Here is a 14716-nt window from a genome sequence, read left to right on the forward strand (position 1 = left end):
ATACCGTTTCAACAAATTTGAATTCAGGTCTTTGCGGATTCTTTCTCTCTGTAGCGGTTGCCCAGGGAATAGCCTGGGGCACTGCTGACCGTTGTACATTTATGGGGGGTTGGGATGTCCGATCTGGCAACTCACGCCAAGCTGGCGCGTTCAAACGCGCAACTTCCGGTCCACGTCTATTTTGACGAAACGCTGTTGCAGCGTGAAATGCAGCAATTATTCCAAGCCGGCCCGCGTTATGTCGGGCATGCGCTGATGGTGCCGGAAACCGGCGATTTTTCGACCCTGGCGTCTGAGAACGAAGGGCGCATGCTCGTGCGCAACGCCAATGGCATCGAAGTGCTGTCCAACGTATGCCGCCACCGGCAGGCGCTGATGTTCAATGGCCGCGGCAATGCGAACCATATCGTCTGCCCGCTGCACCGCTGGACCTACGACCTCAAGGGTGAATTGATCGGCGCGCCGCACTTCCCCGAGACGCCGTGCCTGAACCTGTCGAAAACCCCGCTGCAAAGCTGGAATGGCTTGCTGTTCGAGCAAAATGGCTACAACGTGATGGAAAAATTGAAAGATTTGTCCGTCTCGAAAGACCTCGATTTCTCCGGCTATATGTTCGACCACGTGGAAATCCACGCGTGCGACTACAACTGGAAGACCTTCATCGAAGTCTACCTCGAGGATTATCACGTGGAACCGTTCCACCCGGGCCTGGGCAGCTTCGTCAGCTGCGACGACCTGCGTTGGGAATTCGGCAAGGATTACAGCGTGCAAACGGTGGGCGTGCACCGCGGCTTGCAGCAGGCCGGTTCGCCCGCCTATAAGAAATGGCAGGAGCAGGTGCTGCAATTCCGCGGTGGCGAAGTGCCACCGTATGGCGCCATCTGGCTGACCCTGTATCCGAACATCATGGTCGAATGGTATCCGCACGTGCTGATCGTCTCGACCCTGTGGCCGGACGGCCCGCAAAAGACGCGCAATGTGGTGGAGTTCTATTATCCCGAGGAAATCGTGTTGTTCGAACGCGACTTCGTCGACGCGGAACGGGCCGCCTACATGGAAACCTGCGTCGAGGACGATGAAATCGCCCTGCGCATGGATGCCGGCCGCAAGGCCCTGATGGCGCGCGGCGTGAGCGAAGTGGGGCCTTACCAGTCACCGATGGAAGATGGCATGCAGCACTTCCACGAGTGGTACCGCAACAATATCGAGCTGTAATTCCTTCAAGGGCCGCATTGCGCGGCCTTTTTCATTTTCGTCACCAGGATTTACTCATGCAGTCTCTTTGGATGTTATTCGCCAGTTTCATGTTCGCCATCATGGGCGTGTGCGTCAAGCTGGCGTCGGAGTTGTATTCGACCTCGGAAATCGTCATGTACCGCGGCATCATCGGCATGACCGTCATGAGCTGCACTATCCTGTACCAGGGCGGCAGCTTTAAAACCACGATGCCGGGCCAGCATCTGTGGCGCGGCGTGGTGGGCGTGATCGCCCTGTGGCTGTGGTTTTACGCCATCGCCATCCTGCCGCTGGCCACGGCCATGACGCTCAATTACATGGCGCCCATCTGGATCGCCGTGATCCTGCTGGCCGGTGGCTGGTGGAAAGGCATGCAGCAGGTCGAGTGGCCGCTGGTGGCGGCGATTGCCATGAGCTTTGTCGGCGTGACCCTGCTGCTGCAACCCGTATTCGAGTCGGACCAGCTGGGTGGCGCCATCACGGCCTTGATTTCCGGCATGCTGTCGGCCCTCGCCTACTTGCAAGTGCGCAAACTGGGCTTGCTGGGCGAACCCGAATACCGGGTCGTGTTTTATTTCTCGGTCGTCAACTTCCTCGCTGGCGTGATCGGCCACGTGGCCAGCGCCGGCGGTGGTCCCGTCGTCTGGCACGCACACACGAGCGGCTACGGCATCGGCTTGCTGGCCGCCATCGGCCTGTGCGCCACCATGGCGCAGATGGCCATGACGCGCGCCTATCGCCTGGGTAAGACCCTTGTGGTTGCCAATTTGCAATACACGGGCATCGTCTTTTCCAGCTTCTGGGGCGTGGTGATCTTTGGCGACCTGTTCGACTGGCACGGCTGGGCCGGCATCGGCATCATCCTCGCCTCGGGCATTGCCGCCACCTATTACAATACCCGCAACACGGCCCGTGGCGCCGCCATCGCGCGCACGGATCCCATCGCCAGCGAAGTGTAAGGAGTGATTACCTTGTATACGACCTTGATCAATAGCCACGAACTGGCCAGCCATCTGAATGACAGCAACTGGGTCATCCTCGATTGCCGCCACGACTTGCTCAACCCCACGGCTGGCAGCGATGCATTCGCCGCCGGACACATCCAGAACGCGCAGTTTGCCGATATCGACACGGCCCTGTCCGGCCCCAAGACGGCGCGCGGCGCGGACTTTACCGGCCGGCATCCCTTGCCGGATCGCAATGTCCTGCTGGCCAACTTGCGCGGCTGGGGCATCAATGACGACACGCAAGTCGTCGCCTATGACGGCCAGGGCGGCATGTTCGCCGCCCGTGTGTGGTGGCTGCTGCGCTGGGTCGGCCATCCTGCCGTCGCCGTGCTGGACGGCGGCCTGGCCGCCTGGCAGGCGCAAGGCTTGCCGCTGGTCACGCCCGTGGCACCCCGCCCTGCCGGCAAGCTGACGGAAAAAGCCAGCCTGACGCGCACGGTCAGCGTGCAGGACGTCGTCGCCAACCTGGAAACACAGGCATTGAGTGTCATCGACGCGCGCGCCCCCGACCGCTACCGGGGCGAAAACGAAACCATCGACCCCGTGGGCGGCCACATCCCCGGCGCGAAAAACCGTTTCTTCAAGGATAATTTACAAGCCGATGGCCGTTTCAAGAATGCGGACGAACTGCGACGCGACTTCAGCGCATTGCTTGACGCACCGCAAGCGGCCATCATGCAGTGCGGTTCCGGCGTGACCGCTTGCCACAACTTGCTGGCACTGGAAGTGGCTGGCTTGCCTGGCGCGGCCCTGTACCCGGGCTCGTGGAGCGAATGGTGCGCCGATCCGGCGCGACCCGTGGCGACGGGCAACTAAAAAAAAGCGGACCTCGGTCCGCTTTTTCATGCCCAGTGGATAACTACGACGTTATCCCCAGCGATTGATTCAAGCGTTCCAGTTCCGCCTGCCACGCCAGCTGGCTGGACGGCTTCTGGTGGCGCGGCTTGCGGGCCAGGTCCTCGGCCAGCAATTGCTCCAGTTCGCACAGGCGTTCCAATTGCAGATCGACATCGGTTTGCGCTGGAGCAAGCGGTGAGGTTTCCAGCCGCGCCACCGGCAACGACGCCAGCCCATCCTCAAGACTCAGCCGTGCATACGCGCTAGCCGCATCCGGCCACTCTTCCAGCTGGCCATCGGCCACCACCCAGTAACGGTTGCATGCCGTCTCGATCAGGTCGCGGTCGTGCGACACCAGCAGGCAGCCCCCTTCAAAGCCGTGCAGAGCTTGCCCCAGTTCCGCCTTGCCCTGCATGTCCAGGTGGTTGCTCGGTTCGTCGAGCAGCAGCAAGTGATAACTGGCCAGGGATAGCCCCCAGGAACAGCAGCCGTGCCCGCTCGCCGCCGCTCAGGGTGGCGACAGTCTGGCCATGGCGCACATACGGGAAACCGGCCGCAATCAAGGCTTGCTTGCGCGCCACCTGGCTGCGCGCGGCCTCGTTTTGCACGGCAAACGGATACAAGGCATCGGACAAATCCGCATCGTCGGCCAGCTGCCTGAGCGACTGGTCGTAATAGCCGATATTGGCGGCGCGGTGGTAGCGCAGGTCGGCCCGCTCGTCCTGTGCCTGTATCGCTTGCCAGCACAGGCGCAGCAGGGACGACTTGCCGCTACCATTGGCGCCCAGCAAGGCGACCCTGTCGCCGGGTTTCAGCCACAGCTGGCCGACCTGGAACAGCAAAGGGGATGCGGGTACGGCGCGCACGTCCAGCCCATCGAGCGCCAGCAGCTGGTCCGCCGTCAGCGCCTTGCCACGCAGGCTCAAGCACCAGGGCGCGCCATCGCTGACGAACGATTGCTCGTCCTGCAGCTTGTCGATGCGCCGCTGCATGTTTTTAGCCTTGCGCGCCATGCCGACGTTATCGTAGATCTTGCCCCACAGCGCCAGGCGGGTGCTGCTGACGGCCAGGCGGTCGATTTCCTTCTGTTCGGCCGCATGCCGGGCGGCAGCGGCAATATCGGCTTCGGCCAGCGCCGCCAGCGCGGGGCCGCACGACAAGTCGAAATCGTACAACCGGCTATCGCGCAAGATCCAGCTGCGCGTGGCCACGTTGTCGAGCAGGCGCTGGTCGTGCGAGACGAGGATGAAGGCGCCGCGCCATGTCAACAGGAATTGCTCCAGCCATAGCAGCGACGGCAAGTCCAGGTGATTGCTCGGTTCGTCCAGCAGCAGCACGTTCGGCTCCTGCAGCAGGGCGCGCCCCAGCAGCAGACGCGTGTGCTGGCCGCCGGACAGCGAATGCACGGGCACTTGCGCCGTATCAAGGTCGAAACCCAGTTCGGCCAGCAGGCTATCGACCCGCCAATGCAGCTCGGGCTGCTCCAGCACGGGCGCCAGCAAGGCATCGTACAGGCTCAGGCTGGCAAGTTCTGCCGGCAAGTGCTGCTCCACGTGCTGCAAACGGCAGGCACGGGCGTAATGAATGGTGCCGGAGGTCGCTTCGCGCGTGCCGCTGAGCAAGCCCAGCAAGGTGGATTTGCCGCAACCATTGTGGCCGATCAGACCGATGCGGTCACCCTGGCGCAAGGTAAAGGCGAGTTCGTTGAAGAGGAAACCGTCGTGGGTATCCAGCTGTAAAGCTTGGGTAGAGATAAGGGTAGTCATGGCTCTTGTCTTTGTTCGGGATGCAAGCATCCGCGTTAACAGGAGCGCTAACGAAAACCGTGAGCCGAGAAAGGACTCTAGAGAAAAACTCTATTCAGGAGGGTGGCTTTGCTCTGGCCAAGTTATCGCAGCGCGATAGAACGTGGGCAAGAGCTGGCAAATGTGCTTGAAGAACGCGCATCCCATAGGGCGAGCATAAAAATTTCCATATTTTCCTCCTTTCTGTTCAAGTTAGTCAGAAAGGCAATATAGCATAGGTAGCACTGCGGCACCGCACCCGCGCATCAACCACCGTGGCGCTTATGCGTCAGGAACAGCACGATGCACACGCCCAGCGCGATCAGCAGCACTTGCGGGATGGTTTCGCGCAGGGTGGCGCGGCGCTGCATCTGCGGCATCAGGTCGCTCAAGGCAATATAGATGAAACCGGACGAGGCGAACACGAGCACGTAAGGAATCAGGTTGCTGGCGCGGTCCAGGGTGAAATAGCCGAGCAAGCCCCCCGCCACCGCCATCAGGCTGCACAGCAGATTGAAAATGTAGGCGCGCAGGCGCGAGAAACCGGCATTGAGCAGCACGATAAAATCGCCGATTTCCTGCGGGATTTCATGCGCGATGATGGCCAGACCCGTCACCAGGCCCAGTTTCGGGTCGGCCAGGAAGGCGGCGGCGATCAGGATGCCATCGGTAAAATTGTGCATGCCGTCGCCGACCAGGATCATCCAGCCGGCCTTGCCCGCCTCGTGCTTGTCATGGCCGTGCGCATGGTGGTGACCATCGCCTTCGTGGTGGTGCGAGTGGCGCAGGATGGCAAATTTTTCCAGCATAAAAAAGGCCAGCAAGCCCGCCAGCAAGGTCGCGAACAGGCTGCGCGGATCGGCCTGCGACTCGAACGCTTCGGGCAAGGCGTGCAGCAAAGACGTCGACAACATGATGCCGACGGACAAGCTGACCATGCGCTCGACCACTTTGGACAAGAATGCAAACGAAAAGATTGCCGCTGCGGTAATGCTCAACACGCCCGCGAGCGTGGTCGCGAGCAAAATGGATATAAGGACGGGATCGATGATTTTCTTACCTCAAAATGGCGCCGGCCTACGGGCGCCCGCTATGCTGGCGTCTGGCTTGATCTGTATGGTGTTGCTTATTATTCAATCTTATGCGCGCTTGGCGGCAGCGTGGCGCAGTGAAGATGCAATTGTACTGCATTGACGCGTATCGGGCATTTTACAGCCCGGTACGCCTTTCGGTTCAACTTCTGGAAAATTCAGGTATTGTGCTGCTGCGGCATCACGCCACGCCGTGCTGCTTGAACCAGGCCAGGCAGCGCACATAGCCGTCTTTCGCGTCGGCGGCCACATAGCTGGGCCGGTAATCGGCGTTGAAGGCGTGGCCCGCATCGGGGTAGACGACGAATTCCGACTTGTTGCCGCCCTTCGCCAGCGCGTCCTTCATCTTGGCGATCGATTCCTGCGTGATGCCCGTATCCTTGCCCCCATACAATCCCAGCACGGGGACTTTCAAGCTGGCGGCGATATCGATGGGGTTGCTCGGCTGCAAGGGATTGGGTTCGCCCACCAGGCGGCCATACCAGGCCACGCCCGCCTTGACGGCCGGATTGTGCGCCGCGTACAGCCACGTGATGCGCCCGCCCCAGCAAAAGCCCGTGATACCCAGGCGGCTTGTGTCGCCGCCATTCTGTTTCGCCCACGCAACAACAGCATCGAGATCCGCCATGACCTGCGCGTCCGGCGTCTTGGCGATGATGCCTTTCATCAATTCCGGGATGCTGGCCGCCTTGGTCGCGTCGCCCTGGCGCACGAACAAATCGGGCGCCAGGGCCAGAAAGCCCTGCCTGGCGAAGCGGCGCGCCATGTCGGCGATATGTTCATGCACGCCAAAGATTTCCGAAATGACCAAGACCACGGGCAAGCCCGTCTTGCCTTCCGGCTGGGCCGCATACATGGGCACGGCCTGGCCATCGATCATGACGGACACGCTGGCCGTGACGAGCCCGGCGGAATCGGTCTTGATAACGTTTTGCGCCGCCACGGGTAGCACGGCCACGGCAAAGCCCGTTCCCAGCGCCACCTTCAGGAAACCACGCCGGCCGTCCGGCCCGGACAAGCTGCTCTGGCCCAGCAAACTTTCACAATCGGTGATCATGTCGCTCATGCGTTTCTCCTGAAGGATGTGTTGAAATTTAGTGCGCTTCGTCCCAATTTTTACCGACACCTACCTCCGCCGTCAGCGGCACTTTCAGCGCAGCCACGCCGGCCATCAGTTCCGGCAGCTTGCGTTTGACCAGCTCCAGCTCGGCGTCCGGCACTTCCAGCACCAGTTCATCGTGCACCTGCATGATCATCTTCGTTTGCAAGCCATCCGTTTCCAGCCAGCCTTGCACGGCGATCATGGCCAGCTTGATCAGGTCGGCGGCCGTGCCTTGCATCGGCGCGTTAATCGCCGCCCGTTCCGCGCCCTGGCGGCGCGGGCCGTTCGGTGAATTGATTTCCGGCAACCACAAACGGCGGCCGAACACGGTTTCCACGTAGCCGCGCGCCTTGGCTTGCTGGCGCGTGTCTTCCATATACTGTTTCACGCCGGAAAAACGCGCGAAATAACGGTCGATATAGCTTTGCGCGGCCGTGCGGTCCACACCCAGGTTACCGGCCAGGCCAAACGCGCTCATGCCGTAGATCAGCCCGAAGTTGATGACTTTGGCGTAGCGGCGCTGTTCGCTCTGCACTTCCGCGGCCGGCACGCCAAAGATTTCAGCGGCCGTGGCGCGGTGAATGTCGATGCCGTCGGCAAACGCGCGCAGCATGGCTTCATCGCCCGAGATATGCGCCATGATGCGCAATTCGATCTGCGAATAGTCGGCCGAGACGATGTGGCTGCCCGGTGGCGCAATAAAGGCTTCGCGGATGCGGCGGCCTTCCGCACTGCGGATGGGGATATTCTGCAAGTTCGGGTCGTTCGACGCCAGGCGCCCCGTCACGGCCACGGCTTGCGCATAGTTCGTGTGCACGCGCCCCGTGGTGACGTTGATCATCTTCGGCAATTTGTCCGTGTACGTCGATTTCAGCTTGGCCATGCCGCGGTATTCCAGCAGCACTTTGGGCAACGGGTAATCCTCGGCCAGCTTTTGCAAGACTTCTTCATCCGTCGATGGCGCACCCGTCGGGGTTTTCTTGACCACTGGCAACTTCAGCTTCTCGAAGAAGATTTCGCCGATCTGCTTGGGCGAGCCCAGGTTGAACGGCTGCTCGGCCAGTTCATACGCCTTCTTTTCCAGCTCGAGAATTTTCACGGCCAGCTCGGCCGACTGGATGTTGAGCAGCGCGTCGTCGATCAGCACGCCGTTGCGCTCGATCTTTTGCAAGACCACGGCCGTCGGCATCTCGATCTTTTCATAGATGAAGGTCAGTTTTTCATCGTTCGCCACATTGCCCCACATATTGTTATGCAGGCGCATGGTGATGTCGGCATCCTCGGCCGCGTATTTCGCCGCCTGCTCCACTTCCACCTGATTGAAGGTGATCTGCTTGGCGCCCTTGCCGCACACATCCTCGAACGGGATCGTCGTGTAGTTCAGGTGGCGCAGGGCCAGGCTGTCCATGTCGTGCTTCTTGTGCGATTCGAACACATACGATACCAGCAGGGTATCGTGGGCGATGCCGCGCAAGGTCACGCCATGATTGGCGAAGATGTGGCTGTCATATTTCAGGTTCTGGCCCAGCTTGGGCTTGTTCGCGTCTTCCAGCCACGGGCGCAGTTTCGCCAGCACGTGTTCGCGCGACAATTGGTCCGGCGCGCCCGCGTAATCGTGGGCCAGCGGGATGTAGCAGGCAGCATGCTCGGCAACGGACAGGGAAATGCCCACCATCTGCGCCGTCATCGGTTCCAGCGAGGTGGTTTCCGTGTCCACGGCCGTCAAGGGCGCCGCATCGATCAGGGCGATCCATTTATCCAGCTGTTCGTCGGTCAGCACGGTTTCATACACGGCGTCGACCGCTGGGGCCGCATCGGCAAACATGTCGCCAGTCGTGTTGGCAGCCGCGCCACCGGACACAGGTGCACCCACCGGCGACATCGGTGGCGGCGTGGCGCCCAGTTCGCGCAGCAGGGCCTTGAAGCCGTAGCGGTTGAAGAAGGCCAGCAGCGCTTCCTTGTCTTCGTGTTTCGCCACCAGCGAGTCGGCGATCGTCGTCATGTGCTGCGACAAATCGCAATCGGTCTTGACGGTGATCAAGGCGCGCGCCTGCGGCAGCCAAGGCAGGGCCGTGCGCAGGTGTTCACCCACGGCGCCGCCCACCTTGGCCGCGTTTTGCATGACGCCTTCCAGGCTGTCGTACAAGGTCAGCCATTTGACAGCCGTCTTCGGGCCGCATTTCGACACGCCCGGCACGTTGTCGACCGTATCGCCGATCAGCGACAGATAATCGATGATGCGGTTCGGCGGCACGCCGAACTTGGCCAACACGCCCGCTTCGTCGAGCTTTTCATTGCTCATGGTATTGATCAGGGTCACCTGGCTGTTGACCAGCTGCGCCAGATCCTTGTCGCCCGTGGAGACCACCACGTTCATGCCGGCGGCAGCCGCCTGCACGGCCAGCGTCCCGATCACGTCGTCCGCTTCCACGCCGTCGACCATCAGGATGGGCCAGCCCATGGCGCGCACGGCTTCGTGGATGGGTTCGATCTGCAGGCGCAGGTCATCCGGCATCGAGGCGCGCGTGGCCTTGTACTCGGGATACATGTCATCGCGGAAAGTTTTACCTTTGGCATCGAACACGCAGGCGATGTAGGCGGCCGGGTAATCGGCGCGCAGGCGGCGCAGCATGTTGACCATGCCGTGCATGGCGCCCGTGGGATAGCCGTCCGGGCTGCGCAGGTCGGGCAGCGCATGGAAGGCGCGATAAAGGTAACTGGAACCGTCGACTAACAGCAGGGTGTTTTGCATAATGCCAATAAAATAAGGTGAGCCGCGCCAGCCGGGGAAACAGCGGCAGACGGGTGAAATATCGCCCAATTATCGCAGAGTTTAGGCCCGCGCCACCGGCCGCAACACGTGCTGTTCTTGCTGTTTTTGCCACACTGGCGGCCCCGTGCGTGCGCGCGGGCTGCCGCTGCGAGCCATTTCGGCTCATTTAAACAGCATTGCCTACCAGTTTGTTACAATGCCTTATAGATAAATTGACGGCATTACACCACTGCACGCGCTGCAGTCCCACACATGGAAGCGAACCCATCATGATGCGTACATCGACACTCTGGACATTCCTCGCCCTACCCCTGCTGGCATGTTCGGCCATTGCCAGCGCCCAGACGCCGGCCAAACCGAGCGACGCGCCGCCACAGCTCGAACGCATCGAGGAAATGGGCGAAGCGCCCATCACCGTGGCACCGGCCGCCGCCAAGCAGCAGATTACCGAGAAACGCGAAGCGGGCGTGACCAGCGAAGTGAAAGTCACCAGCGGCGGCAGCACCTATTACATGAAGCCGGCCGCCGGCGCCGACCAGGCCAACGGCAACGCCCTGCGCGGCCCGCAATGGAAAGTGCTGGAATTCGACCTAGGCAAGAAGAAACAGAAACAACGCGATGAAGAGGCAGCGGACGCACCAGCACCGCCCGCAGCAGCGAAGTAAGCAGCCACTCTCTTCTGCCCTGCCCCGGCCACCTGCGGGGCAGCCGGCTTTTTTTGACCTTTTAGACCATTCCTCTCTTTCCCATGGCAGTTTTTACCGCGCTACACCTGGACGATATCGGCCAATGGATCACGCAGTTTCCACTCGGCAAACCTCTGGCGCTCAAGGGCATCGCATCCGGCATCGAAAACAGCAATTTCTTCCTGAGCACGGAGCGCGGCGAGTATGTGCTGACGATCTTTGAGAATCTCAGCTTCGAGCAATTGCCGTTTTATCTGCAACTGATGCGTCATTTGGCGGACCGGGGCGTACTGGTGCCGGCGCCGATCGCCAATGCCGATGGCGCACTGGTGACGGCCTTGCAAGGCAAGCCGGCCGCCATCGTCAGCAAACTCGACGGCAGCTCGCAGATGGCGCCGCAAGCCGTGCATTGCGCGGCTGTCGGCGCCATGCTGGCGAAGATGCACCTGACGGGACGCGATTTCCCCCTGCAGCAGCCGAATTTGCGGGGTCTGGCGTGGTGGAACGCCACCACGCCGCTGGTCTTGCACCACCTCGATGATGCCAGGGCGCATCTGCTGCGCGCGGAAATCCATTTCCAGGATGCCTTTGCGGCCTGCGATACGTATAAAGCCATCCCGCGCGGTCCCGTGCATGCCGACTTGTTCCGCAACAATGTCATGTTTGACGGCGAGCAACTGACGGGCTTTTTCGACTTTTACTTTGCCGGCTGCGACACCTGGCTGTTCGATGTCGCCGTCACCGTCAACGACTGGTGCATCAACCTGGCCACGGGCGTGCTCGACACGGCAAGAGTGCGCGCCCTGCTCGACGCCTACCGGGCCGTGCGCCCGTTCACGCACGAAGAACAGACGGCATGGCAAGCGATGCTGCGCGCTGCCGCGCTGCGCTTCTGGCTGTCACGCCTGTACGATTATTACCAGCCGCGCGAAGCGGAAATGCTGACCCCGCACGATCCGGCGCATTTCGAACGCATTCTGCGCGAACGTATCGCCACACCTGCTCCGGAACTGTTTTAAACATGGAAAAATTACCTGCAAGTACAGGTTGGCAATGGGTGAAACAAGGCTTCGCCCTGTTTCGCAAGCAACCTGGCGGCATGTCGATGCTGTTTCTCGGCTATATGTTCTGCATGCTGGCCGTCAGCATCGTACCCGTGCTCGGTCAGATGCTGCCCGTCATCCTCGTCCCCGTGTTTTCCGTGGCCTTCGTGCAAGGCTGCCTGAATATCGACCAGGGCAAGCGCGTCTTGCCCAGCCTGCTGATCTCGGGCTTCCGCAAGCCGGCCTTCCCCGCCCTGTTTGGCCTGGGCGTGCTGTACATCCTCATGGCCATTGTTGCCATCGGCGCCTCGACCCTGGTGGACGATGGCCTGCTGTGGCAACTGGTCACCGGGCAACTGACGGAAGAAGCCGCGCGCACCGCCATCCCCGAATCGCGCCTGGGCCTCGGCATCCTGCTGGCCATCGTGCTGTATGTGCCGGCCGCCATGGCCTTCTGCTTTGCCGCGCCGCTGATCTACTGGCAAAAAACCGGCCTGGGCAAGTCACTGTTCTTCAGCTTTTTCGCCGTCTGGCGCTCGCTGTCGGCCTTCATCGTCTTCGCCGCCACCTGGTTCGCCATCAGCGTCGTCACCAGCCAGTTGCTCGCCGTCATCTTTGGCCGCACGCCGCTGATGATGCAACTGATGATGCCGCTGTCGATGATACTCACCATCATCATGCATTGCTCGTTCTACGCCGCCTACCGCCAGATCTTCGGCGTGCCCGTCGATGAGAGCAAGACGGTGTCGCTGGACAAGCAGTAATCCCACCAGCGAAAAACTGGGGTCAGACCCGACGGGTCTGACCCCGGCATTCCTCAGCTAACTTAGCGTCCCAGCCGTTCCAGTTTCGCAATCCCCAGGTCCAGCACCTTCATGCCGTGCTGTCCAAAATTGATTTGCGCGCGCGCATTGCCGCCGCCGCCTTCGATATTGACGATCACGCCTTCGCCGAACTTGGCGTGCGCCACCGATTCGCCGATGCGCCAGCCGCCGCCCGTGGCTTTTTGCGCGATCTTTTGCGCAATCGCATTGTCCGAACCCAGGCTGGCCACGCGCGGTGCCTCGTCCCAGGCCGACTTGCGGTTGCCGAACCAGTTCGCCTGTACCTTTGGCGACAGCCATTTCAGCGCTTCTTCCGGCAATTCATCGAAGAAACGCGACTTCATGTTATAGCGCGTCTGGCCGTGCAGCATGCGCGTCTGCGAAAAGCTCATATACAGCCGCTTGCGCGCGCGCGTGATCGCCACGTACATCAGCCGGCGTTCCTCTTCCACGCCGTTGTCTTCCTTCGAGCTGCTTTCGTGCGGGAACAGGCCTTCTTCCAGCCCGGTAATGAACACGTTGTCGAATTCCAGGCCCTTGGCCGAGTGCACCGTCATCATCTGCAGCGCATCCTGGCCCGCTTGCGCCTGATTATCCCCGGCTTCCAGCGACGCGTGCGATAAAAACGCGGAGAGCGGCGACATCACGGCCGGCAGCGGCGCATCGGCATCGAGTATCTCGATGCCATCCTGGTTCACCACGGGCGCGCCCGACTGCGCCTGGGCGGCCGGTCCCAGATGGGCCGGCGCTGCCTGGCCGAAACCTTCTTCGGAAACGAACTGGCTGGCCGCGCTGACCATCTGTTCCAGATTCTCGATGCGGTCGGCGCCTTCCTTTTCATTCTGATAATGCTGCAGCAAGGTACTCGCTTCCAGCACGACTCTGACCATTTCCGGCAGCGACAATTGCTGCGTTTCGAAACGCACGCCTTCGATCAGCTTGACGAAGCCGGCCAGCACGCTGCCCGCCTTGCCCGCCACATAGGGCACGGACGCGTACAGCGAGATGCCGTACTGTTCCGACGCGGCCTGCAATTGCTCGATCGAGCGCATGCCAATGCCGCGTGTGGGGAAATTGACCACGCGCAAGAACGCCGAATCGTTGTGCGGATTGTCCATCAATTGCAAATAAGCAATCGCGTGCTTGACCTCGGCGCGCTGGAAGTAGCGCTGGCCGCCGTACACATGGTACGGAATCGCCGCCGAGAACAACGCATGTTCGATCACGCGCGACTGCGCATTCGAGCGGTACAAGATCGCGATTTCGCTGCGCGAGGCGCCATCGGCGATCAAGCTTTTCGCCTCTTCGATGATCCACTGCGCTTCCTGCAAGTCGGAACTGGCTTCATACACGCGCACCTGCTCGCCATGGCCCGCGTCCGTGCGCAGATTCTTGCCCAGGCGCTTGCTGTTGTTCGCAATCAACACGTTGGCGCTGTCGAGGATATGGCCATGCGAGCGGTAGTTCTGCTCGAGCTTGATCAAGTTCTTCACCTGGAACTCGTGTTCGAAGGCGCTCATATTGCCCACGTTGGCGCCACGGAACGCATAGATGCTCTGGTCATCGTCGCCGACGGCAAACAGGGCGCCGCCATCGCGGCTGCCATGGCCGGCCAGCAATTTGAGCCAGTTGTATTGCAGATTATTCGTATCCTGGAACTCGTCCACCAGGATGTGGCGGAAGCGGGCCTGGTAGTGCTCGCGCAGCGGCTGGTTGCGGCTGAGCAATTCGTACGTGCGCAGCAGTAATTCGGCAAAATCGACGACGCCTTCGCGCTGGCACTGGTCGTCATACAACTGGTACAGCTCGACCATCTTGCGCTCGTGCGCGTCATACGCTTCCACGTCCGTGGCGCGCAAGCCCTGGTCCTTGGCGTTGTTAATGAAATACATCACCGTCTTCGGCGGGAATTTCTCATCGTCAATGTTGTTCGCCTTCAACAAGCGCTTGATCACCGACAACTGATCCTGCGAATCGAGAATCTGGAAGGTCTGCGGCAAGGCGGCGTCGCGGTAATGCGTGCGCAGCAAGCGGTTGCACAGGCCGTGGAAGGTGCCGATCCACATCCCGCGCGTGTTGATTGGCAGCATGGCCGACAGGCGCGTGAGCATTTCCTTGGCGGCCTTGTTGGTAAAGGTCACGGCCAGGATGCCGGGCGGCGATACCTGCTGGGTCTGGATCAGCCACGCGATGCGGGTGGTCAGCACGCGGGTCTTGCCCGAACCGGCGCCAGCCAGGATCAGCGCATGCTGGGCCGGCAAGGTGACGGCAGCCAATTGTTCGGGATTGAGGTTGTGAAGAAGATTTTGCATGCCGTGATTATACCGGCATGG

Annotated in this window: 13 protein-coding genes; 7 read left to right on the plus strand and 6 right to left on the minus strand. The window is 61.1% G+C overall.

The window, feature by feature from the left end; all coding sequences use genetic code 11:
• Positions 1-114: 114 nt before the first annotated feature.
• The 3 genes from ACQ4WP_RS09290 to ACQ4WP_RS09300 are packed head-to-tail and all read left to right on the plus strand — an operon-like array spanning position 115 to position 3059.
• Positions 115-1215, plus strand: coding sequence for an aromatic ring-hydroxylating oxygenase subunit alpha (locus tag ACQ4WP_RS09290; RefSeq protein WP_436519900.1), 1101 nt, complete (start codon positions 115-117; stop codon positions 1213-1215).
• Positions 1216-1271: 56 nt separating this feature from the next.
• Positions 1272-2195 (plus strand): DMT family transporter, encoded by a 924-nt coding sequence (locus ACQ4WP_RS09295; RefSeq protein ID WP_436519902.1) that lies wholly within the window; start codon positions 1272-1274, stop codon positions 2193-2195.
• A gap of 12 nt (positions 2196-2207) precedes the next feature.
• Entirely contained in the window at positions 2208-3059 is an 852-nt protein-coding gene (locus tag ACQ4WP_RS09300; protein WP_436519904.1) for a sulfurtransferase, read from the plus strand.
• A gap of 43 nt (positions 3060-3102) precedes the next feature.
• On the opposite strand, the gene ACQ4WP_RS09305 is transcribed toward ACQ4WP_RS09300, so the two are convergent.
• The 3 genes from ACQ4WP_RS09305 to ACQ4WP_RS09315 all read right to left on the minus strand — a co-directional run bounded on the left by ACQ4WP_RS09305 (position 3103) and on the right by ACQ4WP_RS09315 (position 5889).
• Positions 3103-3531 carry a hypothetical protein gene (locus tag ACQ4WP_RS09305; RefSeq protein ID WP_436519906.1) on the minus strand — a complete coding sequence of 143 codons (429 nt, stop codon included), beginning with the start codon at positions 3529-3531 and terminating at the stop codon, positions 3103-3105.
• Positions 3452-4846, minus strand: coding sequence for an ATP-binding cassette domain-containing protein (locus tag ACQ4WP_RS09310; protein ID WP_436519908.1), 1395 nt, complete (start codon positions 4844-4846; stop codon positions 3452-3454). The genes ACQ4WP_RS09305 and ACQ4WP_RS09310 overlap by 80 nt, the downstream gene beginning before the upstream one ends.
• 284 nt (positions 4847-5130) lie before the next feature.
• On the minus strand, positions 5131-5889 hold the full coding sequence (locus tag ACQ4WP_RS09315) for a ZIP family metal transporter (RefSeq protein ID WP_071079461.1): 759 nt from the start codon (positions 5887-5889) through the stop codon (positions 5131-5133).
• Between ACQ4WP_RS09315 and ACQ4WP_RS09320 the strand changes: the two genes are divergently transcribed.
• Positions 5777-6058 carry a hypothetical protein gene (locus tag ACQ4WP_RS09320; protein ID WP_436520128.1) on the plus strand — a complete coding sequence of 94 codons (282 nt, stop codon included), beginning with the start codon at positions 5777-5779 and terminating at the stop codon, positions 6056-6058. The two genes, ACQ4WP_RS09315 and ACQ4WP_RS09320, sit on opposite strands and share 113 nt — an antisense overlap.
• Before the next feature lie 78 nt (positions 6059-6136).
• Here ACQ4WP_RS09320 and ACQ4WP_RS09325 read toward each other — a convergent pair whose 3' ends face one another.
• Together ACQ4WP_RS09325 and polA are read right to left on the minus strand one after the other, a co-directional pair.
• A complete protein-coding gene (locus tag ACQ4WP_RS09325) occupies positions 6137-7021 on the minus strand; it encodes a dienelactone hydrolase family protein (RefSeq protein WP_436519910.1) in 885 nt (294 codons plus the stop codon).
• A gap of 28 nt (positions 7022-7049) precedes the next feature.
• Positions 7050-9809 carry a DNA polymerase I gene (gene polA / locus ACQ4WP_RS09330; protein WP_436519912.1) on the minus strand — a complete coding sequence of 920 codons (2760 nt, stop codon included), beginning with the start codon at positions 9807-9809 and terminating at the stop codon, positions 7050-7052.
• 290 nt (positions 9810-10099) lie between these two features.
• On the opposite strand from polA, the gene ACQ4WP_RS09335 reads away from it, so the two are divergent.
• The 3 genes from ACQ4WP_RS09335 (at position 10100) to ACQ4WP_RS09345 (ending at position 12323) form a co-directional block, all read left to right on the plus strand.
• Positions 10100-10495, plus strand: a complete 396-nt coding sequence (locus ACQ4WP_RS09335; protein ID WP_099760675.1) for a hypothetical protein — start codon at positions 10100-10102, stop codon at positions 10493-10495.
• 83 nt (positions 10496-10578) lie between these two features.
• Complete coding sequence (locus ACQ4WP_RS09340) at positions 10579-11535, plus strand: homoserine kinase (protein ID WP_436519915.1); 957 nt, start codon at positions 10579-10581, stop codon at positions 11533-11535.
• Positions 11536-11537: 2 nt separating this feature from the next.
• Positions 11538-12323 (plus strand): BPSS1780 family membrane protein, encoded by a 786-nt coding sequence (locus ACQ4WP_RS09345; protein ID WP_436519917.1) that lies wholly within the window; start codon positions 11538-11540, stop codon positions 12321-12323.
• Positions 12324-12385: 62 nt separating this feature from the next.
• On the opposite strand, the gene ACQ4WP_RS09350 is transcribed toward ACQ4WP_RS09345, so the two are convergent.
• Positions 12386-14695, minus strand: coding sequence for a UvrD-helicase domain-containing protein (locus ACQ4WP_RS09350; protein ID WP_426074674.1), 2310 nt, complete (start codon positions 14693-14695; stop codon positions 12386-12388).
• Positions 14696-14716 lie beyond the last annotated feature (21 nt).

Source organism: Janthinobacterium lyxosi, assembly GCF_051380665.1.
Classification (GTDB): Bacteria; Pseudomonadota; Gammaproteobacteria; order Burkholderiales; family Burkholderiaceae_D; genus Janthinobacterium.